At 38.1% G+C, this 24461-nt stretch carries 31 protein-coding genes; 25 read left to right on the top strand and 6 right to left on the bottom strand.

The window, feature by feature from the left end; all coding sequences use genetic code 11:
• Positions 1-85 precede the first annotated feature (85 nt).
• Positions 86-637, top strand: a complete 552-nt coding sequence (locus tag AO843_RS04365; protein WP_054609941.1) for a biotin transporter BioY — start codon at positions 86-88, stop codon at positions 635-637.
• An 18-nt stretch (positions 638-655) separates the two neighbouring features.
• Complete coding sequence (locus AO843_RS04360) at positions 656-2230, top strand: amidohydrolase (protein WP_054609940.1); 1575 nt, start codon at positions 656-658, stop codon at positions 2228-2230.
• Positions 2231-2254: 24 nt separating this feature from the next.
• Here AO843_RS04360 and AO843_RS04355 read toward each other — a convergent pair whose 3' ends face one another.
• The gene (locus AO843_RS04355; protein WP_054609939.1) at positions 2255-2464 is read right to left on the bottom strand and encodes a hypothetical protein; all 210 of its coding nucleotides are present in this window, start codon (positions 2462-2464) and stop codon (positions 2255-2257) included.
• A 223-nt stretch (positions 2465-2687) separates the two neighbouring features.
• On the opposite strand from AO843_RS04355, the gene AO843_RS04350 reads away from it, so the two are divergent.
• The 9 genes from AO843_RS04350 to AO843_RS04310 all read left to right on the top strand — a co-directional run bounded on the left by AO843_RS04350 (position 2688) and on the right by AO843_RS04310 (position 10434).
• Complete coding sequence (locus tag AO843_RS04350) at positions 2688-4460, top strand: glycerophosphoryl diester phosphodiesterase membrane domain-containing protein (RefSeq protein WP_054609938.1); 1773 nt, start codon at positions 2688-2690, stop codon at positions 4458-4460.
• A 145-nt stretch (positions 4461-4605) separates the two neighbouring features.
• Positions 4606-5556 carry a stalk domain-containing protein gene (locus AO843_RS04345; protein ID WP_054609937.1) on the top strand — a complete coding sequence of 317 codons (951 nt, stop codon included), beginning with the start codon at positions 4606-4608 and terminating at the stop codon, positions 5554-5556.
• A gap of 109 nt (positions 5557-5665) precedes the next feature.
• The gene (locus AO843_RS04340) at positions 5666-6199 is read left to right on the top strand and encodes a cysteine hydrolase family protein (protein ID WP_054609936.1); all 534 of its coding nucleotides are present in this window, start codon (positions 5666-5668) and stop codon (positions 6197-6199) included.
• A complete protein-coding gene (locus tag AO843_RS04335) occupies positions 6189-6734 on the top strand; it encodes a GNAT family N-acetyltransferase (RefSeq protein WP_054609935.1) in 546 nt (181 codons plus the stop codon). Before AO843_RS04340 ends, AO843_RS04335 begins: the two co-directional genes overlap by 11 nt.
• A gap of 25 nt (positions 6735-6759) precedes the next feature.
• On the top strand, positions 6760-7641 hold the full coding sequence (locus AO843_RS04330) for a DMT family transporter (RefSeq protein WP_054609934.1): 882 nt from the start codon (positions 6760-6762) through the stop codon (positions 7639-7641).
• A 609-nt stretch (positions 7642-8250) separates the two neighbouring features.
• Positions 8251-8673: a hypothetical protein gene (locus AO843_RS04325; RefSeq protein ID WP_054609933.1), complete on the top strand. Its 423-nt coding sequence runs from the start codon at positions 8251-8253 to the stop codon at positions 8671-8673.
• 520 nt (positions 8674-9193) lie between these two features.
• Positions 9194-9406 carry a hypothetical protein gene (locus AO843_RS04320; RefSeq protein ID WP_054609932.1) on the top strand — a complete coding sequence of 71 codons (213 nt, stop codon included), beginning with the start codon at positions 9194-9196 and terminating at the stop codon, positions 9404-9406.
• A 74-nt stretch (positions 9407-9480) separates the two neighbouring features.
• Positions 9481-9690, top strand: coding sequence for a hypothetical protein (locus tag AO843_RS04315; protein ID WP_054609931.1), 210 nt, complete (start codon positions 9481-9483; stop codon positions 9688-9690).
• A 165-nt stretch (positions 9691-9855) separates the two neighbouring features.
• Positions 9856-10434: a GNAT family N-acetyltransferase gene (locus AO843_RS04310; RefSeq protein WP_054609930.1), complete on the top strand. Its 579-nt coding sequence runs from the start codon at positions 9856-9858 to the stop codon at positions 10432-10434.
• Between the two features lie 123 nt (positions 10435-10557).
• Here AO843_RS04310 and fumC read toward each other — a convergent pair whose 3' ends face one another.
• Together fumC and AO843_RS04300 are read right to left on the bottom strand one after the other, a co-directional pair.
• The gene (fumC, locus tag AO843_RS04305; RefSeq protein ID WP_054609929.1) at positions 10558-11949 is read right to left on the bottom strand and encodes a class II fumarate hydratase; all 1392 of its coding nucleotides are present in this window, start codon (positions 11947-11949) and stop codon (positions 10558-10560) included.
• Between the two features lie 276 nt (positions 11950-12225).
• Positions 12226-12441 (bottom strand): hypothetical protein, encoded by a 216-nt coding sequence (locus tag AO843_RS04300; protein ID WP_054609928.1) that lies wholly within the window; start codon positions 12439-12441, stop codon positions 12226-12228.
• A gap of 521 nt (positions 12442-12962) precedes the next feature.
• Between AO843_RS04300 and AO843_RS04295 the strand changes: the two genes are divergently transcribed.
• Together AO843_RS04295 and eis are read left to right on the top strand one after the other, a co-directional pair.
• Complete coding sequence (locus AO843_RS04295; protein ID WP_054609927.1) at positions 12963-13691, top strand: AAA family ATPase; 729 nt, start codon at positions 12963-12965, stop codon at positions 13689-13691.
• Positions 13688-14911 carry a GNAT family N-acetyltransferase gene (gene eis / locus AO843_RS04290; protein WP_054609926.1) on the top strand — a complete coding sequence of 408 codons (1224 nt, stop codon included), beginning with the start codon at positions 13688-13690 and terminating at the stop codon, positions 14909-14911. The genes AO843_RS04295 and eis overlap by 4 nt, the downstream gene beginning before the upstream one ends.
• A 42-nt stretch (positions 14912-14953) precedes the next feature.
• On the opposite strand, the gene AO843_RS04285 is transcribed toward eis, so the two are convergent.
• Positions 14954-16330, bottom strand: a complete 1377-nt coding sequence (locus tag AO843_RS04285; RefSeq protein ID WP_054609925.1) for a MocR-like pyridoxine biosynthesis transcription factor PdxR — start codon at positions 16328-16330, stop codon at positions 14954-14956.
• Between the two features lie 110 nt (positions 16331-16440).
• Between AO843_RS04285 and AO843_RS04280 the strand changes: the two genes are divergently transcribed.
• On the top strand, positions 16441-16881 hold the full coding sequence (locus tag AO843_RS04280) for a GNAT family N-acetyltransferase (RefSeq protein WP_054609924.1): 441 nt from the start codon (positions 16441-16443) through the stop codon (positions 16879-16881).
• 71 nt (positions 16882-16952) lie between these two features.
• On the opposite strand, the gene AO843_RS04275 is transcribed toward AO843_RS04280, so the two are convergent.
• Positions 16953-17645 carry a class I SAM-dependent methyltransferase gene (locus AO843_RS04275; protein WP_054609923.1) on the bottom strand — a complete coding sequence of 231 codons (693 nt, stop codon included), beginning with the start codon at positions 17643-17645 and terminating at the stop codon, positions 16953-16955.
• Between the two features lie 234 nt (positions 17646-17879).
• Between AO843_RS04275 and AO843_RS04270 the strand changes: the two genes are divergently transcribed.
• The 4 genes from AO843_RS04270 to AO843_RS04260 all read left to right on the top strand — a co-directional run bounded on the left by AO843_RS04270 (position 17880) and on the right by AO843_RS04260 (position 19539).
• A complete protein-coding gene (locus tag AO843_RS04270) occupies positions 17880-18473 on the top strand; it encodes a CPBP family intramembrane glutamic endopeptidase (protein ID WP_054609922.1) in 594 nt (197 codons plus the stop codon).
• A 79-nt stretch (positions 18474-18552) separates the two neighbouring features.
• Positions 18553-18738: a helix-hairpin-helix domain-containing protein gene (locus AO843_RS04265; protein WP_197278870.1), complete on the top strand. Its 186-nt coding sequence runs from the start codon at positions 18553-18555 to the stop codon at positions 18736-18738.
• Positions 18731-18898, top strand: a complete 168-nt coding sequence (locus tag AO843_RS24825) for a hypothetical protein (RefSeq protein ID WP_197278869.1) — start codon at positions 18731-18733, stop codon at positions 18896-18898. The genes AO843_RS04265 and AO843_RS24825 overlap by 8 nt, the downstream gene beginning before the upstream one ends.
• 8 nt (positions 18899-18906) lie before the next feature.
• A complete protein-coding gene (locus tag AO843_RS04260) occupies positions 18907-19539 on the top strand; it encodes a hypothetical protein (protein WP_054609920.1) in 633 nt (210 codons plus the stop codon).
• A 176-nt stretch (positions 19540-19715) separates the two neighbouring features.
• Here AO843_RS04260 and AO843_RS04255 read toward each other — a convergent pair whose 3' ends face one another.
• Positions 19716-20213 (bottom strand): hypothetical protein, encoded by a 498-nt coding sequence (locus AO843_RS04255; protein WP_054609919.1) that lies wholly within the window; start codon positions 20211-20213, stop codon positions 19716-19718.
• Between the two features lie 92 nt (positions 20214-20305).
• On the opposite strand from AO843_RS04255, the gene AO843_RS04250 reads away from it, so the two are divergent.
• From AO843_RS04250 to AO843_RS25350, 7 genes are all read left to right on the top strand, one after another.
• Positions 20306-21046: a sulfite exporter TauE/SafE family protein gene (locus AO843_RS04250; protein WP_054609918.1), complete on the top strand. Its 741-nt coding sequence runs from the start codon at positions 20306-20308 to the stop codon at positions 21044-21046.
• A gap of 12 nt (positions 21047-21058) precedes the next feature.
• Complete coding sequence (locus tag AO843_RS04245) at positions 21059-21991, top strand: PD-(D/E)XK nuclease family protein (protein WP_082389386.1); 933 nt, start codon at positions 21059-21061, stop codon at positions 21989-21991.
• Positions 21992-22591: 600 nt separating this feature from the next.
• Entirely contained in the window at positions 22592-22774 is a 183-nt protein-coding gene (locus AO843_RS04240; protein WP_369814404.1) for a PspC domain-containing protein, read from the top strand.
• A 155-nt stretch (positions 22775-22929) separates the two neighbouring features.
• On the top strand, positions 22930-23364 hold the full coding sequence (locus AO843_RS04235; RefSeq protein WP_231630065.1) for a hypothetical protein: 435 nt from the start codon (positions 22930-22932) through the stop codon (positions 23362-23364).
• Between the two features lie 37 nt (positions 23365-23401).
• On the top strand, positions 23402-23581 hold the full coding sequence (locus AO843_RS25025) for a hypothetical protein (protein ID WP_231630064.1): 180 nt from the start codon (positions 23402-23404) through the stop codon (positions 23579-23581).
• 70 nt (positions 23582-23651) lie between these two features.
• Positions 23652-24146: a hypothetical protein gene (locus AO843_RS04230; protein WP_054609915.1), complete on the top strand. Its 495-nt coding sequence runs from the start codon at positions 23652-23654 to the stop codon at positions 24144-24146.
• Between the two features lie 141 nt (positions 24147-24287).
• Entirely contained in the window at positions 24288-24419 is a 132-nt protein-coding gene (locus tag AO843_RS25350) for a hypothetical protein (protein WP_255350366.1), read from the top strand.
• The last annotated feature ends 42 nt before the right edge of the window (positions 24420-24461 follow it).

Below are 24461 nucleotides of genomic sequence, written 5' to 3'. Positions count from 1 at the left end.
TTGACAACTGTTTTCATTTGCTTTATCTTTGTGTTAACTTATTTTTATTATTAGTTAACGTACCAACAAGGGGAGGCTTTTTACATTGAAAAAAGGAAGTACATATCAATATGTGTTAGCGGCATTTGGCGCAGCAATTATTGCTGTTTTGGCACAGGTGACGATTCCGCTACCATTAATTCCAATTACAGGACAAACATTAGCAGTCGGCATCGTCGTGACAATTTTAGGCACTAGAATAGGAACATTATCAGTTCTATTATATATTTTACTAGGGGCAACAGGTTTACCTGTGTTTAGTGGTATGTCTGGAGGTCTGGGAATTTTAGTAGGGCCAACAGGAGGCTATATCGTAGGATTCCTTGCCACAGCGATTATGATGGGCTTATACTTAGATAAATTTGGCATCACATTTACCCATGCGATTATAGCGAATATTATGGGGATGATTATTACGCTAGCGTTTGGTACGGTATGGTTAAAAATCGTAGCAGATTATACATGGACAGCAGCCTTTTTGGGTGGAACTGCGCCATTTATTGTAGTAGGGATTGTCAAAGCGGTGCTTGCAGCATGGATTGGTGTGATTGTCCGTCGCCGCTTAGAAAGAGCACATTTAATTGAAGCAATAGCATAGGACATAGGGGGAATTGTTTTGGCAACATTATGGACAGGTGGAAAGATTTACACGATGGCTCAGGTTGGTGAAACAGTAGAAGCAGTCCTTGAAGAAGACGGAAAAATTGTGGCGACAGGCTCAGTCGAGAGCTTGTCGCCACTAGCTGCTTCTACTCAATATTTACAAGGCAATGTGATGTATCCAGGATTTGTTGATAGTCATTTACATATTATTGGTTACGGGGAAAAATTAAAGCATATTGATGTATCGGCTCTTACAAGTAAAGAGGCATTACTAGAGAAGCTTCGAGAGCGTATGTCCAAGTCTTCACCACATGAATGGGTTATTGCAATTGGCTTAAATGAAAACCAATTTGAAGAGCCCATTTTTCCGACTTTAGCGGAGCTAGATGAGCTTGGTGACGCTTATTTAATCATAAAACGTAGCTGTCACCATTTAATTTTAGCAAATTCTAAAGCACTAGCTTTTGCAGAGATTACTGATGCGACGCCTTCACCAGAAGGGGGTGTCATTGACAAAGTAGATGGACAGCTCACTGGTGTATTAAAGGATTCAGCATTATATTTAATAGTTAATCAGATGCCCCATATTACACCTGCATATATTGAGGATGCTTTGGCAAAAGCAGTGGCCTCGTTACAAGCTTATGGTTTAGTAGGTGGTCATTCGGAGGATTTAAGCTATTATGGACCACCAAGCCAACCAATTCAGGCTTATCGTAAAATAGTGGAATCTCAGCAATCTTTTAAAGTCCATTTATTACAGCATCATACGGTATTTGAAGAGGTCGCAAAAATGGATACAACTTCATCGCCTTTCTTGGAGTTTGGTGCTATGAAAATCTTTATTGATGGAGCCTTTGGAGGAAGAACGGCAGCCCTGCGTCAACCTTATTGCGATGATCCAAACAATGCAGGAATGCTAATTCATACTTCTGAGCAATTAACCAAGTATGTTCAATTGGCCCGCCAATATGGACAAACTGTCGCTGTCCATGCAATTGGTGATTTAGCCATCGATATGATTTTATATGTCTTTGCGACTTATCCCCCTCAGGCTGATCAACTTGATCGGGTTATCCATTGTAGCTTAGTCGATGAAGGTATTTTAGCTAAACTAACTGAATTGCCTGTTGCCGTAGATATGCAGCCGCAATTTGTTCAAGGGGAATACCACGCTGAGCTATCTAGACTTGGAGAGGAGCGCGCTCAGGGCTTGCATCCTTTAAAGTCACTTCTTGACCGTGGCCTCGTCGTTGCTGGTGGTAGTGACGCGCCGATTGAAGTGCCGAATCCATTAATTGGAATCTATGCCGCTGTCACAAGGCGAAATATTGGAGAAAAACATGAAGGCTACAATCCTCAGGAGAAAATTTCTCGTTTCGATGCGGTTCATCTGTATACAGGGGGAGCGGCTGAAATAATTGGTCAGCAGCACACTCGTGGTAAAATTGCAGAAGGCTATACAGCAGACTTTACGATTTTAAAAGAGGATCTTTTTACTGTGGATATCGAGCAACTACCTCAAATACAAGTGGTCTGTACAGTGGTAGATGGCAAGATTGTATATGAAAATCGCTGCGAAGGGTAACCTCGCAGCGATTTTTTTGTGAAGCTATTCTCTATCTGCTAAATTTTTTACTTGATGTTCTAAGCTCGTCACACGTTTTGTTAAGTCCTCTACTTGCTGTTGCATAGTTGGTGGAGGAGGCACAGGAATAGTTGATTTCATTTTTTTGATCATATGAATCATGACGAAGAAGATAGCTAGAAACATGCATAAAAGAACAGTTGTACTAATCATATCGCCAATGTAGAATTTCATGTTTGCGCTCCTTTCTCTAGTGGGTATCTAGTTATATACAGGATAGCTTCGAGAAAAGTTTCAAAAAAATGGAGAAAGACACGATAAATACACAAATCTTTTCTCCCTAAGTTGCATAGGATACTTGAACAATATGCGATTTTATTGCTTTGAGTACTGTGCCGTAGCGGTCAAAACATACGTTAGTAGAGAGCTATTTTAACTGCATGACAGGGGTGAGTATGTGCACAAGGCAGGACAAGTAATGCGACAGGCTGTAAACAATATTTATGTATATCGATTAGATTATGTACAAGTTTTCGCATTAATTAGAATCTTTCAGTTTTTATTAATGATCCCTGTAAGCTCTATGATGTTAAAGCTCATGCTAAGAGTAACAGGGTTTACACATATTACCGAGCAAAATTGGCAAAGCTTTGTGGCGCATCCCTTTGTCATTATCATGATTTTTCTATTAATCTTACTGTTTTTATTGTTTGTTTATTATGAAATGGGCTTCTTGTTTTTAATGGCCTTTCATCAGCAAAGGGGAATGCGCTACCGATTTTTTCCTTTATGGCAGCAATTGAATCGAAAGGTTGTTTATTTTTTTAGTGTCCAAGTCCTATTTTTAATGGTATATCTTGCCCTATTAATGCCACTCGCTTCTTTTATGCTACCACTCACCTTAACCCAATCCATCTCACTTCCACATTTTTTAACCGAAGAAATCATGAGTAGTCGAGGTGGTAGGTTAGTATATGCCACAGTAGCGAGCATTTTGGTGATGATAGGCATTCGTTGCATGTTAACATTACCTATTTTTACTATTCAGCCGAACATTTCTATTTTACGGTCGTTCAAGCAAAGCTGGCGCTTCTCCAAAAGGGGTATATTTGATCTTTTAGTGCTACTGGCCATGCTTTTAACAGGGCATCTATTCGCAATGATCAGTATAACGGTGATCAGTACTCTTCCCCTTTATTTAATGGAACGTTTACTGCCCAGTGCTGCATTGGTGACAGCGGGGCTAACACTTGCTTTTCTGGAAATGGTCTTTGTTGTGCTTTTTAGTTTATTACAGGCCATGTTTTCACAAGTCATGGTCGCCATCACTTACAATACACCTGTCTTAGGGAAAATCAAAATAACGGGTAAACATAGAAATCGACGCTATAAATCTTTGTTGTTGATAAGCTTAGTGGTTTTTGTGATATTAAGTATGATGAATATTAATTCTTTAGAGAAAAGTGTCTATGCACCCGATACTAAAATCATTGCTCATCGAGGTTATGTGGCTGGTAATGTAGAAAATACCATCAGCGGGTTAGTGAGTGCAGCTAATGCGGGAGCAGATCTTATTGAAATTGACATTCAGCAAACAGCGGATGGTGAATTTGTCGTTTTCCATGACCGTACATTGCGGCGCTTGGCAGGTAAAAACGGGGTGATTGCAAATATGACCTTGAATGAATTAAAAACGTTAACGATCCATCAAAATGGCTATAGTGATAAAATTGCCTCTCTAGAGGACTGTATCGAAATTGCGAAAGCTTTAAATGTGGCGTTACTCATTGAATTAAAGGTACACGGCAAGGAAACGGAAGATGTGTTACCAAAATTAGTGGAGAAGCTACGAAAATACAAAGTACTGGATTCGTATTATGTGCAATCAGTAGATGGGCAGAAAATGACACAGTTAAAAAAATTAGTACCGAATCTAAGAGTCGGCATTGTTTACGCGCTTAATATCGGACCAATGGAAGAAAATGTGGATTTCATCGCATTAGAGGAATCATGGGTAACAGAGCAGCTCATTGAGGAGCTGAAGCAGAACCCGATGGATTTATTTGTCTGGACGCTCAATGATGATCGTTCTCTACAAACCTTTATTGAGAAAAATGTTAGTGGCGTTATTACTGATCATCCTGATGTGGCACGCGATTTAAGGACAAAACAAAGCGAAAACCAATATTTCTTACAACGCATCCTTAACCGGTTGAGATTTATATTTTAAGCGGGGCGATGTTAAGCCTGCTCCATCTTCAATGAGATCTATACAAAAATCTCCGCTGCATAAAAAAATTTGGCCATATTGTAACCTTTTTCATATGAAGACGACTACTTCTATGAATTCGTGAAATGAAGGAGATGCTTTTTGTATGAAAATGACGAAAATTGTACCATTTGCTATGACAGCATTATTATTAGGGAGCGCGATGGGAGTTCCAACTGCATCAGCGAGCGAGGGTGAGGCTGTTGTGACCAACGCAGAAAATAATGAACAACAAGTTCAGCCGGTTTTCATTAAAGTAACTGGTGAAATTCAAAATGTAGATGTCCGTGAAAACGCAACATACTATACAGTGGTTGAAGGTGACCAAACAAATATGGTGGTTGTCGATAAAGATTCATTCGTGTTTGATAATACAGGAAAAGAAGCTAAGCTTCAAAAAGGGGATAAGGTGTCGGCTTACTCTTATGCGAAAAAGCCTATGCTTATGATCTATCCACCACAATATAACCCAGAAATGGTTATTGTTGAAACAGAGGAAATGGGTAGTGTGGAAGTAGATTTCTTCAATAAAAATTTAGTAGATACTGACAATTACTTAAAATTAAATGTTGGGGAAGACACGAAAATTGAGAGTGCTTCTGGAAAAGAACTAAAAGCAAGTGATTTAGCAGAGCAGCACTTAGTTGTGTTCTACACAATCGCGACGATGAGTATTCCTGCCCAAACACCACCTTCAAAGGTGATCGTGTTAGATAATATCGAAAAGGAAGAGCCAGTTGAGGTGGATCCAGTGCCAACGCCTGAACCAGCACCATCAGATTCAGCGATTCAAGAAATCATTCAAAACGATTTTTATGAAGTAGAAGGGACGAAAATGGTTCCTTTACGATTAGTCGTAGAAGAGCTTGGCTTTAAAGTAGAAGTAACGCCTAAAGGTGCGATTATTTCTAAAGGTGCCGTTTCTTACACAATTACACGTGGTCAAAAGGAATATGGTTACAATAAAGCGATTCGTCAATTTGACGTAGCACCCGCTTTATTAGAAAACGGAAAAACATATGTATCAGTTAAATTTGTCGAAGAATTAATGAAATAATAACGTTGAAGTATCTAGCCAATTGCTAGGTACTTCTTTTTTTATATTTTCTTCCAATAAAAAATTCAGTACAATAATGAAGAAAAAGTCAAATATAAAGGAGAATCCAATGAAACAAGCACTTATCATTATTGATATACAAGAAGCCTTCTTTTTAGACAGCCAACAAAATCTATGGAATGATGAAACGATTATCAAAAATATCAATACGTTAATCACATGGGCACGCAAGCATGAAGCACCTATTATTTATATTCAGCATACAGATGCCGATGATGTAGACTTTGCATATGGTCAGCCTGGGTGGGAGCTGTATCATGGTCTTCATAGACAAGTAGAAGACAAGGTCATTCAAAAACCAACCTGGGATGCTTTTTATCAAACTGAGCTTGCACAATACTTACAGGAGCAACATATTGACCAACTGATTTTTGCTGGGGCTCAAACAGAGTTCTGCCTTGATACAACGATCCGTAGTGCTTATAGTCATGGCTATCATCACAATATTTTAGTGAAGGAAGCCCATAGCACATTACCGAATGAAGTACTAGAGGCACCTCAAATCATTCAGCATCATGAATTTGTTTGGCACAATCGTTTTGTGCGAATTCAGCCAGTTGCGGAGTTTCAACATGCTGATTAACAAGAGAGATTTTCGACATAAAGAGCTGTTTTACACGATCCGCTGCGCCAAACAAGATGATGCACAAGCCTTGTCGGAGCTTCGTCTACAATTAGATGGTGAAACGGAAAACTTTGACCGAGAACAAGGAGAGGGGTTGATCGATCAAGCAGGATTCGAACAGGTCATTTTAAATGACACAGCAAGTCCCAAAAATCTTTGTTTAGTAGCGGTCGTTGATGATCAAATTATTGGATATTCAAGGTGTGAGGGCTCCTCATTAAAAAGGCTTGCTCATAAGGTCATATTCGGCGTAGGTGTTCGGAAGGATTTTTGGGGTTATGGCATTGGAAAAGCCCTAATGCAAGTATCCATCGACTGGGCAGATGCGAATAGTATTCAGAAAATGGTCCTTGAAGTGTTAGAAACAAATGATAAGGCCGTTCAGCTCTATCAAAAATGTGGCTTCGAAGTGGAAGGTATTTTGAAAAATGATAAGCGCCTTTCGGATGGCAAGTACTATCACACTTTGATGATGGGAAGATGGAAGGCATAGAGAAATAGAAGGAATTTAAAACAGTATGACAAATTTTATGTATATTTTTTGTTTAATTGTCTGGGGTCTTAATTTTATTGCCGTAAAAATTCAAGGGACCCCTGTCAGTTTAGAATTATCGTTAACCTATCGTTTAGTCATAACAGCGATATTATTTTTGATACTAGCTTGGTTCATGAAACCACAAGGCAAACCGCAACAGCAGGATGTACCCTTTATCATCGTTTTTGGTGTTTGTAATTTTGCATTCAGTTATTTATGTCTGTATTATGCGACGATGTTAAGCTCTGCGGCCATCGTCACGTTAATTTTTTCTTTAAAAGTGATATTAACGCCCATCGCACTCCGAATTTTTCTCAAAGAACCCTTGCATCACCGTGTTCTTGTTGGCGGTATTTTAGGCGTCGTAGGTGTGGGGGTCTTAATCTATCCAACTTTACATAGTTTTTCAGGCTTAGCTGATTTCAAAGGGATCTTGATTGCTTTTTTAGGGACGGTATTGACGGCAATAGGCGATGCTAGTTCAGCTAGAAATGCAAAGCGACATATTGATCCGATTTATGCCAATGCTATTGGTTTTGCCATTGGCAGTGTGGTCATGTGTGGTATTGTCTGGATGCAGGGACAAACAATCATGATTCCGACATCCATTACCTATTTAACGGCTCTGATGTATTTAACAGTGATCGCCTCGTTTCTTGCCTGGCTTTTTTATTTAAAACTAGTCGAAAGAATCGGGGGAGCGAAGAGTGGCTATATGGTCGCTTTATTTCCCGTAATTGGCGGCATCGCCTCTGTTCTGATTGGTGAATCTACAGGTAGCATTTATTTGATCATTGGCTGCCTCTCCAGCTGTATTGGCGCGGCGATTGCCTTAGGTTTTAAAATTAAGCCTATCTTACGATGAACGAAAACCTCTTCCCCTTCATAAACTAGAGAAGAACGTTTGAAAAGGGTGAGAGAATTGGCATTCGTTCCAACAAGCACAGAAAAGGATCAGGATCATTGGGATATCGATCGTTGGGAAAATGATGGTGGTAAAAGTCTGGGCGCGTAAGGGAGGCAAATTTGTCTCCCTTAAAAAATTTTGAAACCTTTTTCTTTGCTGCCCGTATGATAAGTAGATACTTATTAGATTTAAAAAGGGAGAAATGAAATTTTTGAACCATTGAACAAAACGATTACTTTTGATTATTTACTTGATCGTGATTGCGGATGCGTATTACACAACGCTGTATATGGAGCCGAAAACACCACCGCAACACCAAACTATCAAAGCGGCGGCTATTACAGTTAACATACCACGGTAGCAAGCCTTACAAAAAGAAACGGACAAGACGTCGTTTGAAGCCTATGACCATCCAGCCATTTCAAGATAGAATGACATTCGAAATAATGATGTTCATGAAAGGTATAGATGTTCGTCCAAAAGTACGGTTCTTTTTACAATATCAACAGCTTCGTTGCTGACGCCCTGTCCACTGACAGGGTATTTTTTATGAGGAGGATTACACAGATGAGTATGGCAACCTATATTGGATTGAATTTTCCCGTTGAAATAAATGACGACTATACGGAAGATGAAGTTGAAATAAATTATGTTTTCTCTGATCAAGAAAATCGCCAGGCCGTTCAACAAAAACATTTTTCGACGCCATATATTTACGAAATTGCAACAAAGGGGGCTCCTATTTGGGACATGCATGATGAGAATAAAATGTATTCCCCACATAATTATGAAAAATCCAAAAGAACCTTTCTCCATGTCTTTGATTTCCTAAAAGACTTGCTAGCAAAAGGGGACTATTGCGAGATTTATATTTGCTGGGTTGGAGAAGAAGAGGACAATTGTGAGAACAAATTCGAACTAACGTTGAATGAGTCTCCAGTAAATGAGATTGAAATTTATGAAAAATGCTTGATTACAATGAAAAGATAGGGGAGTAAATTTTAATTCAACAGAAATGGTATTACTTTCCAATGATCTATATTCTAATGACTCCTTTGACACTATTATCGTATCAAATAAAAAGATTGAAGCAATTAGCCTCAATCTTTTTCAACTTTATTCTGATTGCTTATGGGAAGCTGGTAGTCCTCTAAGTCTGGAATAAATGGTACATTCACATCCACGATTAGGGTGGACATAGCTTGTTAACTCACCGTTGGGATCATATGTTTCACTTTCAAGTAGTATCTCTGTATCTTTATCTCATCACTCACTTTTTTGTTCAATCTTCCTTCACACCCTTTCAACTATTAGACGGAGCAGGTATAATTTGGTTGTAACAAATTTACTATAATTTTAAAAGTTTTGGTAATCATGGTAATGAAGTAGAGCGAAGCGTGAAGATCGTTCAACGTAGAGCAAACAAAAGAACTGTATGAAACATGGCCATTTATTTCAGATCCAAAGTATTACAGATAAAAGAAAACAGGAAAAGAAAGGGGCTTAAAAAATGGATAGTCAATTACAACATATTTATATTAATTTTTGTGAACAAAACGGCGATGTCATTATGACGTACAATATTAATGGTTCTTTATCAGCTTTAGTTCCAAATGTTGGAGATGTAGTGAATTTTGAAGATCAGTACAGGGCCGTGAGTGAAAGAGCTTTTACATACAGTTCAACAAGCATTACAGTTACGATTTATTTAGAAGAATTATAAGAGGGCGCTCTAAGTCATTTTGATGATGAAACTTTTTCCAAGACGATTCGTAAGTTATCCAAGGGGGTATGGACATGACGAAAATCTATATGATGACTATTACTAAAGGAAACGATGAACAAGACTACGAGCAAAAAATGAAAGAAAAAATATTTAAGAAAAAATCAGACCTAAAAGAATATTTAAACAAAGAAGGTTATTTGAAGGAATCTAAAAATCAATATGTGAAAATAACGGAGGACTCCATATCTGTTGCTGAAATTCAAAAAATCAAAATAAAATAAATATCTAAAATCACGTTCAGAAGAGCGTGCTTTTTATTTGGTTTTGAGATATGTAATAGAGCTTAAAAATTGGTTGGATTGATAATTGTTATAAATCTATAGAGTAATCTACGAACTTTTAATATAAAATATGGAAGATACAACTTACTTGAAAGAGGTGGAATAATGTTTCCTAGTTTAAATACTGATCGATTAGTGTTACGAGAGATCACCGTTAATGACGCTCAAGCTATTTTAGACTGCTTTTCTAATCCCGATGTATTACGTCATTACGGGCAGAATCCATTAACTAGTTTAGAGCAAGTTAGACAAATAATTAATAATTTTTCAAAAAACTATGATGAAAAACGTGGCATTAAATGGGGAATTGAATTAAAGGGGCAAGAAGGACTAATTGGTACTATTGGATTTCAAGAGTGGTCAACCGAGCATAAAAGAGCTGAAATAAGTTATGCACTTTTCCCAGAGAGTTGGGGAAAAGGGTATGCACGAGAGGCACTTAATAAAGTAATCTCATTTGGCTTTCAAGAGATGAAGTTATTACGTATAGGAGCAATAGTTTTCACAGAAAATGATGCTTCAAACAAACTATTAACAAAAATTGGTTTTGAAAAAGAAGGATTATTAAAGAAATATATGCATCAAAATAATGTTCCAAATGATACTTATGTTTATTCTCTGATAAATAGAGAACATCCTCATTCAGAATCATTAATCGATCAAATTGGTACGTCTACGTGCTAAGGCTCGTGTGGAAGGCAGAATAAAAGGATTGGGGTTATTGCCCCAATCCTTTTACCAATTTAGCCCCAAAAGGTAGCTATATGAAGATTTGATTTATCGATGCTTGGTCCGATTGCACTTACATTATTTTGCGTTCGGGTAAATCATCGTTGCCGGATCTACATATTCATCGAATTGCTCTTCTGTTAATAAGCCACTTGCGATGGCAGCCTCTTTTAAAGTAGTTCCTTCTTTGTGAGCCTTTTTCGCGATTTTTGCTGCGTTTTCGTAGCCGATATATGGATTTAATGCCGTTACAAGCATTAATGAATTTTGTAAGTTATGATCTAGCACTTCTTTATTTGGCTCAATGCCGATTGCACAATGGTCATTAAATGATTTCATTGTATCTGCTAGTAGACGAGTTGATTGTAAGAAGTTGTAAATGATCACTGGTTTAAAGACGTTTAGTTCAAAGTTCCCTTGGGATGCCGCGAAAGCAATCGTAGCGTCATTTCCTACAACTTGTGTGACTACCATGGTCATCGCTTCACTTTGTGTAGGGTTTACTTTACCAGGCATAATCGATGAGCCTGGTTCGTTTTCGGGAATAGTGATTTCACCAATTCCTGAGCGAGGACCACTTGCAAGCCAGCGAACGTCATTGGCAATTTTCATTAAATCAGCCGCTAATGCTTTAAGAGCACCATGAGCAACAACTGCTTCATCATGGCTTGTTAATGCATGGAATTTATTCGCAGCAGAAGCGAATTGTTTACCTGTTAGTTCACTAATTTCCGCAGCAACACGATCTCCAAATTCCGGATGAGCGTTGATACCAGTACCAACCGCTGTTCCACCGATCGCAAGCTCTTTCAAATAGTTAATATTTTGGCTAATCATATGCTCCGATTTTGCCAGCATGGCTGCCCAGCCGCTAATTTCCTGACCTAATGTAAGAGGTGTTGCATCCTGTAAATGCGTACGACCAATTTTAATAATATCTTTAAATTGAGCTGCTTTGTCTTCCAAAGTTGATTTTAATAAACGAAGTCGAGGTATTAAATAATCCTCCACTTTTAAAACAGCCGCAATATGCAATGCCGTAGGGAATGTATCATTCGAGCTTTGTGATTTATTGACATCATCATTCGGATGAATTCGATCCGCCTCACCAGCATCCTGTAAAAGTTGGTTCGCGCGGTGAGCGATAACTTCGTTTACGTTCATGTTCGATTGTGTACCACTACCAGTTTGCCAAACAACAAGAGGGAATTGATCGTCCCATTGTCCATTTAAAATTTCATCTGCAGCCTGTACGATTGCATGTGCTTTAATATCTGAAAGCTTGCCAAGTTTGTTGTTCGCAATCGCTGCACTTTTCTTTAATATAGCCATGGCTTGCACAAGCTCGATTGGCATTTGTTCCGTGCCAATTTGGAAATTTTCTTTACTACGCTGTGTTTGCGCACCCCAAATTTTATCGGCAGGTACTTTAATTTCACCCATAGTGTCTTTTTCAATACGATAATCCATGTCCAAACAGCTCCTTTATTATGTAAATTCCTCCACGTATACAAATAAAAACGGATACTCTTAGTCTGATGTAAGAATATCCGTTTGATACATGCTAATTCAAAAAAGAGGGGGATTCTGAATTAAGCAATTTGGAGAAAAGAAATAATCTAGTGATAATGATAATTGTTATCAATTAAAAAGTCAACAAGTTTGCTTGAAGAAATATTAGGGGTGAGAATAATTCGCATTAGTAGTATGGATATTCCCGAATTTGTAGGAAATAAACTTTATGGATTATCTCTTTTTCTTTCCTAAATCTTTGAGTGGTTGCTTTTTAGGAATTTTTTCAAAAATAATCTTCACATGATAATTGTTGTCATCAATCTGGAGTACCTCGACCACCTTTGCCTTGCGCCCTTTAATTCGAATATCATCTTCGATAGCAGGGAGTTTGACGAGCAATTGGCTTAAAACGGACGTTTTATTTTCATAATAATGAGTCACAAACATTGTTCTTCTCCTTCTAACTTTTGATTGTTACTCAATTTATGAGGGGAGCCGAGTATATAGAACTTTTTATAAGATGATCCTTTCGGTTATGGGGAAATGAAGAATCGGTATGAGGGTGAGCTCACGAAAGTGTAATGGGTGATGTCATTGGATATAACCCTAGAACCCCGTTGACTATTGCTGGGAAATTGCTCCCCACACTCAATAGAATTCTTCCATATGAGATCCACCACCATTTATTTTTATGAAAATCAAAAATATGACAAAATTTTATGAATTTCAATTGCAACTTTCGACATGTTTTTTATTTATTTCTCGGGAAATATTTCATAGGCAATTATGGGGTTGACGATGATTATGCCCGCCTTTTTTAAGCATTATATCTATTGAGCTCTTTAGAAACAAAAATAATGATTTTATGATTTGTTTGACTATTCTTATTTCTTTTTTATCAAAGTGGTAGAGCGATGACGTTTCAGCAACGGCATTGTTCGTTATAATAAGGGAAAGGAGGAAACGAGATGTATTTAAAATCATGTAAGGTGCTACAGGACACTATTCCAAATAAACAGATGTATCCTTTTAATATTCCAAGCTTGCAGGATTTACATGAGCTGGAGTTTCCGACGAATGTGACGTTCTTTGTTGGGGAAAATGGTTCGGGGAAATCAACATTACTGGAAGCTATTGCGGATCGTTGCGATTTTAATACGGCAGGTGGTGGTCGCCAAAATCTTTATGAAGTACATAAGGCAGAATCTTCACTGGGAGACTATATCCGTTTATCGTGGTTGCCGAAGATTTCGAATGGTTTTTTTCTTCGATCAGAAACATTTTATCAATTTGCCAGTCATATTGATTTGATAGAAGATCCAAGAAGATATAACGCTTTTGGTGGGAAATCTCTCCATCACCAATCCCATGGTGAATCCTTTCTAGCATTATTTATGAATCGCTTTAAGGGCAAAGCCATCTATTTATTGGATGAGCCTGAGGCGGCGTTGTCCCCAACGAGGCAATTAAGCCTGTTGAAAATCATCAAGGATTTAGAGCATGAGGCACAATTTATTATTGCCACACATTCACCTATTTTACTTGGCTATCCGAATGCGACGATTTATAGTTTTGACAATGGAGAGATTGAATCGATTCGCTATGAGGATTCCATTCATTACATTGTCACCAAACGTTTTTTAGATGCACCACAAACCATTTTAAGTGAGTTATTTGATGAGGAGAGGGAATCATGAATCAACGAAAAGGCTTAGTCATGCGAGAAATTCGATTGGATGAAATGGCACAGTCCATTGATTTACTAAATTATGTCTTTCAAATGTCCATGTCTATTCACAAGGACCGCCGTTTTGTGAATGCTAAAAGTAGACAATTTAACGAGGGGCATGCAATCGGATGGTTCGATGGTTCACAGTTGGTTTCGCAAATTTTAAGTTTGCCTTTTGAGGTCAATGTCCATGGCAAGATTTATGAAATGGGTGGTATTACGGCAGTTGGCACCTATCCGGAGTATTCGGGACATGGCTTAATGGAAAGCTTGATTATTGAAAGCCTACAAAGTATGCGAAACGAAGGTCAATGTATATCCTATTTATTTCCATATTCCATTCCTTATTATCGAAAAAAAGGATGGGAAATTATGAGTGACATCGTGGAGTTTCAGGTAAAGGACACACAGCTTCCGCATTATGCTGGGCTCAATGGCAAAATTCGTCGGGTGGATCCGAAGCATCAGGATGTTGTGGAAATCTACGCCCGTTATGCGCAAAAAACACATGGTGTGATGGTGCGAAATAGTATTGCGTGGAATGAGAAGTTTCAGGAAGATTTCTGGGAAGAGAAATTCATTGACAGTGATGTTAACCTTCAGGCAGCAGTCTACTACGATGAAGAGGATGTGGCACAGGGCTACATGTTTTATCGTATCATGGAGGAAAATTATTACATCGATGAAATCGTCTATTTACAGGAAGAGGCTCGAAAAGGGTTATGGAATTTTGCCTCTGCTCATAGTTCAATGATTTATAATGTCTATGGGAAAACCACGGGCAATGAAGCAGTAGCTTTTCTATTAGAGGATAGTGAAATTATCCAAAAGGTTTCTCCATATTTCATGGCGAGAATTGTTGATGTCAAAGAGTTTTTATTGCGTTATCCATTTGTTGGTCAGGATTTTGAGCTTCAGCTAGCTGTAAGTGATCGAATTGTGGCTTGGAATAATGGTACATTCATCATTAAAATGGTGGGTGGAAAGCTTTCTGTTCAAAAGGTTAGTGAGACTTTGAATGATAATGCTGTTCATTTAACGGTGCAAACATTGGCTACTATGCTTTTAGGCTATAAGCGACCAAGCTATTTAGAACGAATTGAACGGTTACAGGGACATGCAGATGAAATTGCCTTGCTTGAGGCAGTATTACCTGTAGGCATTCCGACATTTATTGATTATTTTTAAACGCTGGGGAAAAGCCATAACTTTGAGGGTTATGGCTTTTTGCTACCAGGCTTTTTTCAGTAGGTGGACACCTAACGTAATTTCTTCCATTGTTAGCTTACTAAACCCTAGTTGTAGCATGGGTTCCACACTTGCTTGACGAAGAAAAAACGGACTGGTTGGATAAACTCTCACACCGTGGGACTCCGCTTGTTGGATTAGCTGTTGTTCCGAAAGTGAGGACTTTACTTTCACCAAAACATAAAGGCCTGATTGCTCACCTAAAATAGTGACTTGCTCACCAAATTGCTGTTGTAGCTCCTGAACAAGGTGCTGCATTTTTTGTTTATAGGTAAGGCGCATTCTTTTGATATGGCGTGTCCATTCACCTTGTGCCATAAATCGGGCCATGGTGCGTTGATGCAGGGTTGAGGCATTTTGTTCAAAATGAGTAAATCTTATTTTATACGGCTGAACAAGGTCATTCGGTAACACCATATAGCTTATTCGTACGCCTGGTAAAAAGGATTTTGAGAATGTACCCAGATAAATTACCCGAGATGGGTCAATGGAAGCAAGGGCAGGAAATGGCTGTTGTGTATAACGAAATTCGCCATCATAATCATCTTCAAGAATATAGCCATTCATTTTTTGAGCCCATCGTATTAGTGTTTGCCGCTGCTGAATGCTCATCGAGGCACCATATGGGAAATGGTGTGACGGTGTGACATACAATAAGCGTGCTAGACAATTATTTAAGACGTCAAGCTGTGCGCCTGCTTCATGCACTGGTAATACCTCAATGCCAAAGTTATGTAATTGAAAAGCCTCCCTTGCCCCGTTATAGCCTGGGTCCTCTAAAAGTATACTCGAAAAATCGTCTTTCAATAAAAAGCCGAGATAGAGGAGCATCTGCTGTGTACTACTACCAATAATGATATTTTCACTATTTGTATAAACACCCCTTGCTTGCAGTAAATATTGGGCAAGCTGCTCCTTTAGCGATGACTCTCCAAACATTTCCCCGTATTGATAGCATGGTGATTCTTGTAAAATTTGATTGGCCATTTGACGCCATGTCTTTATGGGAAAGTGTTGTTGATCAACAGCACCAGCCAGAAAATCTACTAGCAATGGGGAAGTATCCCTCTGTGGCTGCGATAGAACCAGCTGTGGCTGCTCTTGTAAGAAAACTTGCTCCAATGCATTCACAAAGTAACCTTTGCGCCCTTCTCCCCGAATATAGCCCTCAGCTACAAGCTGTTCATAGGCAGTTAATGTTGTGTTTCGACTAACCTGCAATGTTTCTGCCATTTTCCGAATAGAAGGCAGAGATTCATTCATTGCCAATGTGCCTTGCAAAATGAGTGCTTTCAATTGCTGATAGATTTGCTTATATTTGGCCTCATTGTCTGTTAATAAAAAGATGAAATCGTCCATTGTGCACCTCTTTGACATGCTGAAATGTTTAAAACTGTTTCTTTTGAAATGTCAGATTGTTTACTACCATCATACTAGAAGGACAATGAAAATGAAATGAGGAGTCGAATATGAACATTTGTACAGTGACACAGGCAACAATGGGGGAAGTAGTACCGCTATTTAATGCCTATCGAGAATTTTATGGTCAGCCGTCTGATTTAAAACAAGCCGAGCAGTTTATCAAGGAGCGTGTGGAGAAGGATCAATCCATCATTTTTCTTGCCTATCATGAAAAGGAACCAGTAGGTTTTGCGCAGCTATTTCCTATTTTTTCATCCGTAGCCATGAAAAAAGCGTTTATTTTAAATGATTTATTTGTGGCGGGACATGCCAGAAATGGAGGAGTGGCCACAGCTTTAATCGAACAATGCTATGCCTATTGTCAACAGGAGAACGCTCGTTACATGATGCTCGAAACAGCTAAGAACAATGTCAACGCCCAGAAGCTCTATGAGAAAGTGGGTATGACGAGGGATGATCATGTTTACTATTACAGTGTGTATTGGTGAAGAATGAGCTGCTCATTTTAATGTGGAATAAATGCCCTCGCCATTTGAGCTCAAATGGCGGGGGTTTTCACTTAGGCATGACTCATCCAGCCTGCGAAAAGACCAGAACTGAAAAAGCGTGTAATATGTTTAAATCCAGCTTCTTGCAATAATTCTTGAATTTCTTGATCTGAAATGAAAGAGATATTCATAATGACTTTCCCCATATCTTCCACTTTTGCTTTTTTGTATCCTACATCTAAAAAGAAACTTTGCCAGATTTTAATGCGATCTTGTAGTTCGTCACTTTCACGTTCTCCATAGGCACAAGCGAGGACAAATGGTTTTCCTGGCTTTAATTGTGCGTGAATGTTGCGTAATAATTTAAGCTTTTCCTGTCTATCTTGGATAAAATGCAGCACAAGGATACAGCTAGCAGCATCGAATGTGGAAGGAGTAGATGACAAGATATCAATGGTTCCGTGAAGAAGTTGAACTCGGCTTTCTATAGACAGTTGTCGCGCTTTACGTTGTGCGATTTGAAGCATCTCTTCAGACGGGTCAATGCCTGTAAAAGTCCAGTTGGGATTTGAGGGCCCCCATGCGGAAAGTTCATTTCCACCACCAGCCCCTACAACTAACAGGGAGGATACTTGATTGCCTAAATGTGTACGGAAATAGGCTTGTGTCATGGCAAACAAAGTATCGTAGGCTGGTACAGAGATACGGGCGTTTTGCTCATAGGTATGAGCCTTCTCCTCTAAATGTGTAGAATCTAAATTCATAGCGATAGCCTCCAATGATAATGTATATATTATAGACCTGTTATATCTGTAATTAAGTGTAAATGAAAATGACACGAATCTCAATAAAGAGATGTTAAATTCTATTTATTTATTGCTAAACATTTAAAAATTAATATTAAAGATAAAAAAATTAACGATTATCATTAAAATACTATTGAATTGTCTGCCATTTTCTTCTACACTTAACGTAACATGCGATCAGGAGGGGAAAAAATGATCAGTGCTATTGTGCAAGTAATGTTATTTTCAGTGATACCATTTATTTGGTGGTTTTTCACAGCTAGAAAGGAACAGTCGTTTCTAGGGTGGTTAGGCTTTCAAAAGCCAGTGGTTGCCCATAAAGGAAGATATATCATGTTTTTTTTCCTTTCTATTGTGGTGTTAGTGATACCGAGTTGGGTTATCATCTTTTTTTATATTGATCATTCCTTATTAGCGTACAATCAATTCATTGGCCTTGGCTTGGCGGGGGTCATACCAGCTCTTATTTATGCTATTATTCAAACTGGCCTATCTGAGGAGCTATTGTTCCGTGGCTTTTTATTGAAAAGACTGGCAAAATCGTTTGGTTTCCAAGTAGGGAATCTCGTACAAAGTTTCCTTTTTGGCTGCGTACATGGGGCCCTGTTGTGGATGGCACTGCCATTACACATCATCCTGCTAGTCGTACTAACTACTGCACTGGCAGGCTATGTGATGGGGTGGATGAATGAGCGGGTTGGGGGTGGCTCCATTGTCACTAGTTGGAGTATTCATAGTTTCGTTAATTTAATGGCTGCGTGCTTATCCCTGTTTCAAATTCTATAGGTTATGACTAATTTGCATTTCTTTGCTGTCGCTTGCATAATAGGGCAGAGAAGGTTTTTTAATGAAGGGAAGTGCAAACATGACAGAATGGCCGAAGGGAGTAGCCAAACCTGCAGTTCGTGCATTACAGGCAGCGGGCTATACACAATTACAGCAGCTGGAGAACGTTGACCTTTCCACTTTAGCTCATTTACATGGAATGGGGCCGAAAGCGCTCGCCGCGATTGAAGCGGCATTAAAGGAAAGTAGGGAGCCTCATGAATAAGTTGACGTTATTTTTACTGGCAATGGTGGTCTATTATGTAGTCGTTGTTTTCCTCATCAGTAAGCTATTTATCATCCCTATCATGAAAGTAATGGCACTAGTCTTCTTTTTAGGTGCCGGCCTCATCTTTTCACGTAAAATGCGCAGGAAATTACAGTAGGGGGCATTATGAAAATTATTCAATTAATATTCTTTTATTTAGCCATTATATTGTTGGCGATGGTCCTATCTTTATCAGGGGTGCGTTTATCCTTTTCACTCGGAATATTTGCTGTGCTCGCGGTGGCTATGATTTATCGCCATATACATATCCTATATCGAACAAACAATATGGAACTTGTGGATAAATGGGTGAAGCGCCGTCGAAAAGAGCCTATCTTTGCAGCTCTCTATGCATCTGCTTATGGGACGCTCGAGGAACAAATTCGTGCTTTCGATGTCATCATCCACCAATATAAGCAGCCAGCCATCAAGTACAATTATCAATTTATGAAAGCGATCATGGAGGAGAATCATGGGGCGGCAAAGGCTGCTGCTCAGCAAATTAACAAGGAGCCATTATCAAGCTATGCCTTTTGCTATCTCGCTGCCCTGGAAGGTCGAACAGTTGCTATGAGAAGTGATAAGCTGACACAGTCTTGGATGCAACCCGCCATAGAAGCAGTGTACGCCCATACCCAAAAGGATCAAGCATTGTTCCGCCAATGGGCTGATGCCAGTATCGAACAAGCGCGTGGCGTACAGAAGTATGGTTTAATACATAATTTTAGACAAATGGAAAAAGATTGGGGTAGTGAATAATTAGTACTGTTTATTAAGGGTTTTCGTGCACCCATGTATGAAATGTGGTCACCTGGCACGCAATAAAATAGCTATTGATTGTGCGCAAGAAGATCAATTTATTCCATTTATGTAATTCATCTAATGGTTTCATTTTTGGCAGACGTATTAAAGAGCAACTCTTTAATACGTCTTTTTTAACGCTTTTTACCCAATAAAATCCCTCGAACGATGCCCATACTGAAGATACCACATAGCAAGAAAAGAAATAGGTAAGCATGCCACTGCTGTAAAATTCGATCTCGGCCTAATGCCACGGTGAGGTCGTTGAAAAGAGAGTATGTAAAATACAATAATATGCTATTTTTTATCAGACAAATAGTGATGATGCCATTTTGACGTTGGCTATGTGATAGTGGGGATTTATTTTTTCGCATCACTGGATAAGCCGCTTTCATCTCTAAATAGTGTAAAAGTAAAAATAGCATGAGTGCGATGAAAGGTAAATAAAAAATAGCAATTTTTGGTCCAAACTGTGCATGGTCACTCGTAAAGCTTTGTAAGACTGGAATCATTGCAGGAAGCTTCCGATATTGAATCAGCGTTGCTGTGAAGCCAGCTAAAAAAATGGTGGCCACGATGACCGACAGCTGGTGACAAAAGCGTGGTGTTGGTGTTTTTTGTTGTGTATGCATCCTTGCCCCTCATTTCCATCATCATTCAAAATCACAATCTGTTATACTTTATCATAGAATGAATGCATTTGTGAGAGAGAAAGAAGGATATGATGGAATACTTGTTATTTTTATTAATTGGCATCATGGGGAATGTCATTGGAACGTTAGTGGGTGGCGGTGGTTTAATCACATTGCCAACGATGATGTTAATGGGGGTGCCTGTCCATTCGGCAATTGGTGCCAATAAAGTGTCCAATATGGTGAGTGCTTTTTCAAGCTTTTATACAATCTATAAACGAAAAGAATTAGCTTGGTCCGAAATGCGATCGGTCTTATTAGTATCCTTAATTGGCGGAACTTTGGGTGGGCTTTTCGCCTCGTTCATGAGTAGTCAAGCTTTGACGGTCATCGCCATAATTTTATTAGGCTTTGCCCTGATTATGTCCTTTTTGGGAGGGGCTGACTTTGGGGATAAGGAACTCTTTAGGATGAATCGGAAAAATGGACCAATTCTACTTGGGGTTGGTTTTTATGATGGTATGTTTGGACCTGGCAGTAGTACACTAGCCCTTTATACATATGCCCATGAGAAAATTTCCTATATCAAAGCAGTCGGACTATCGAGAGTAGGTGTATTCGCCATGTGTTCAGGCGCAGCGATTACATATATTGCAACAGGGAAAATTGAATGGCCACTCACTCTTGTTTTAATGGTTGGGTCTACAATTGGTGCGCAAATTGGTCTTGTTTTAGCAAGAAAGGTGAAAGCAAATCAAGTCAAACTTCTACTCCGTATTGTAACCATTATCCTCATCGTACAGCTTGTCTATGATTTTATCCAACAGCTATAGGAGGCGATTGTCCTGTTTGAAATTACACCGTACCCTACCTTTTCATGGTCACTTTCACGGCATAAAACGCTAACAAGCTGTGCCCGCAAATATGGCTATGAATATTACTTTTCCCATAATGGGTGGCTGAGTTACAATGTGGAGCCCTATCATCAGCATGTTTATCGCTTAAAAAAGCTACAGCCCATGCCTATTTTATTTGGGCAAATTGTTCACCGTTATATTGAACAAGCTATTAATGATTATTTACAAACAGGGAAGGCCCCTACATTAGAGGAGCTGATTCATTGGGCTAGAGGCCAGCTTAATGCAGCTTTTATTGATTCTACTCGCCACCTTGAATCATGGAGGCAAAAGCCTAATAAATATTATATGATGCAGGAAATTTACTATCATGGCACATTATCATCCGATCTCGTACATGACTATAAAGAGCGTTTACAGCTTGTCTTTGAGCATTTTTTGATGAGTGAAACATTTCAACAAATCACGTCACAAAGAGGCTCTTTACGGATTGGGGAACCAGAACAATTCCGTTCGATGAAAATCAACGACATCCAGGTGTTTGTCGTAATGGATTTTCATTATTTTAATGAACAGACAGATAAATGGGTTATTGTCGACTGGAAGACAGGGGGAGAGTCCGATGATGATCGCCAGCAATTGGCGCTCTATGCCTATTATGTGCAGCAAAAATATAGGGTGTCGCTTGAGCAAATTGAAGTGTATAACGAATATTTACTAACGGGAAAACGGAAGAAATATGTTTTGACCGATTTCGATATGGAGAATATTTTACATACATTTCAACGTAGTGTTTTAGAAATGAAAAAGTACCAGGCCGATATTTTCTCCAACGAGCCCGTGGACTATGAAGATTTTGAACAAACACAAGAAAAATGGCATTGTCGAGGATGTAATTTTAGAGAATTATGTGTAGAGTAATAAGTTAAAAAATATAGAGAGTGACCAGTTATATTACATCATCAAACTAATTACTAGTGCACGAGCGTTTAATTTGGGAATATTTTAGCTCCAACATTACCCCTTTAGGAAATTAACAATGCCAGTTTTTTTATTTTTAGGAGGTAAAACCATTAGTTTCATTGCTATATAGAAGAGTCATATCAATGTAAAGAGTATTAGATTTTACAAGATTACATATCATGCAAGCTGTAGAAAAAGGGAAGTTCGAAAAACTATAATTAGATAAATTTAATTCAGGAACAATGACTATAGATGATTTCCAAGGATTGGACGGCTTTAAGTGCAAAGACATTGTTGAAAAAGGTAAGTACTTTGAACATTACAAATGATAATCTTATGATTCGAACTAATATATATTTCCTAATTAAGTCTAGAAGAGTAATAGGTAATAATAAAGGTTGGGAGTTACATAAACAAAAATAAGACCGCTTTACGATGAGTGGTCTTATTGTATTTGCATTTAAAATGGAAAAATTTATCCAATTTAATGTTAAATGATGTATGATTAAACTTGGAAGTATTTAATGTAATAAAAAATTATGAAGGAGGTATTATATTTTGCAAACATTAAAAAAATCTTCAAAAGATAAGATGTTGCAAGGTGTTTGTGGAGGGCTGGCAGAATTCTTCGGAATATCTTCTACAATTATAAGGATACTATTTTTTGTAACAAGTCCAACATCCATTATTGTATATATAATTTTAGCGATTAATTTAGAAAAGGGCGGTAAATTATATTAAATGATCCTTACTGAATAGGAATTTGATAAATAATTTACAATTAAGATTTCTCTGTGTTTATACATAAAATAAGTGACTAAAAAGGTTAGAGAATTATGTGCGCTGTTGTAGCAATGAGACATCGTTATTTTCATTTCTAAAAGAGGAGGGATAGAATGATAAAAAGTAAAGAGAAGCTCATATATTCAATCGTTATTTTAGGAATTTGTATGTGTTTATTTTTCCCATTTCCAAATAATCTAATGATTAAAACTACATCTTCCTTCATGGCGTTTCCCATCACCAATTATGATGGCTATGTGTCACTTGGAATATTTGGCTCTGTTTTGTTTATCATTGCCATGATTTTACTTGTCAAGAGCATAAAGAAATATCGCCTACTAACAATAGTTTTAGTGCTAATGGTATATACGTTTTTACCCCATTACCTTATTACAATCTATCAAGAAACATTAGCTAATGGTATAAATGCCATTTCCTATACTGAGTATGGCGAATGCAAATTTGATATGGTAGGTAAAGATTTATTAAATGGGGAATGTCATCTTGAATTACAAAATCGAAGTAATGAGCGGTGTCATTTGAATTAGAATTTTTAGATGACCATTTCTAGAGGATGGAATGCGTATGGAGTCCCTGATGAATATAGAGGGTCCTTATCATATGACGATTGAAGCTAATCGTAAAAAATCCTTTCATATAAAGGAATTACTCGATTTATCAGAAGTTCCAAAACATATTGAAGGAGGAGCCTCAAGGTATATCCATATTAAAATAAGGGACGGAGAGACTGCACGCATTTTATAGGTGTTCAAAAAGGAAGCTAATTTTCCATTCATCAAGTAGGATGACCTTCAAACAATAATAGGAGTGAAGAATGAGTAAATTATCATTGTTTTTTTATGTCCTAAGCCTTATTATAACAGCTATTATTTTTAGTTTCGTCCATTTTTTAACTGAGCCAATAATAATAGGAAGTTCAAAGAATTCTATAAGTAATGGTAATCCAGGTCTCTTTCCCTTATTATTTATCACCCCGTTCTTCATTGTTTCGATTATTGGTACATTCAAAATTGCCTATGTTGCTGCAAAAAGAACTTTTAAAACGGTGTCATTTAAAATTATGATGCTACTTTCGTTCATTTTTCCGAGTGTGATGGTTTTGTTAACGATCAAAAAAGCAAAAGAGGTAAGATTAATCATCTTTCATCATAATGATTCAGTTACTGATCTAGCAGAAATTGCACTTCTCAACACTTTTTCTAATCATATCTTTTTTAATGGCTGGACATTACTGGCGTTACTACTGACAATCGTTTGGATAGCTTATCTTTTTGTATTCATGAAGCCGCAAGATGAATCCTTATCATGAAAGAACCAGGTACTAGCCTGGTTCTTTTTGTTGTGCCATCCACGTTTAATTTAATTCGCTAGTATAAAATCATGTTGTACTTCATATATAAGAAAAGCAGCCATAGAAAACGTACAGTACCTTTACTAAAGGGGGAAGTGTATGGATAAACAAATAACCATGTTTGAGCTTTTGGTAACGCCCATGAAAAAAACGCCGGATGATCGTATGAAAAGTATTGAAAAGAAGAATGTAGTGGCTCCACGTAAGGTGGGTTATATTGTGCACAGGTAATATTTTCACTTTTTTACGTGTGAGGATCGATCAATTTGGGCC

Source organism: Lysinibacillus sp. ZYM-1, assembly GCF_001308875.1.
GTDB lineage: Bacteria > Bacillota > Bacilli > Bacillales_A > Planococcaceae > Lysinibacillus.
This window is presented reverse-complemented; position numbering and strand designations above follow the sequence as displayed.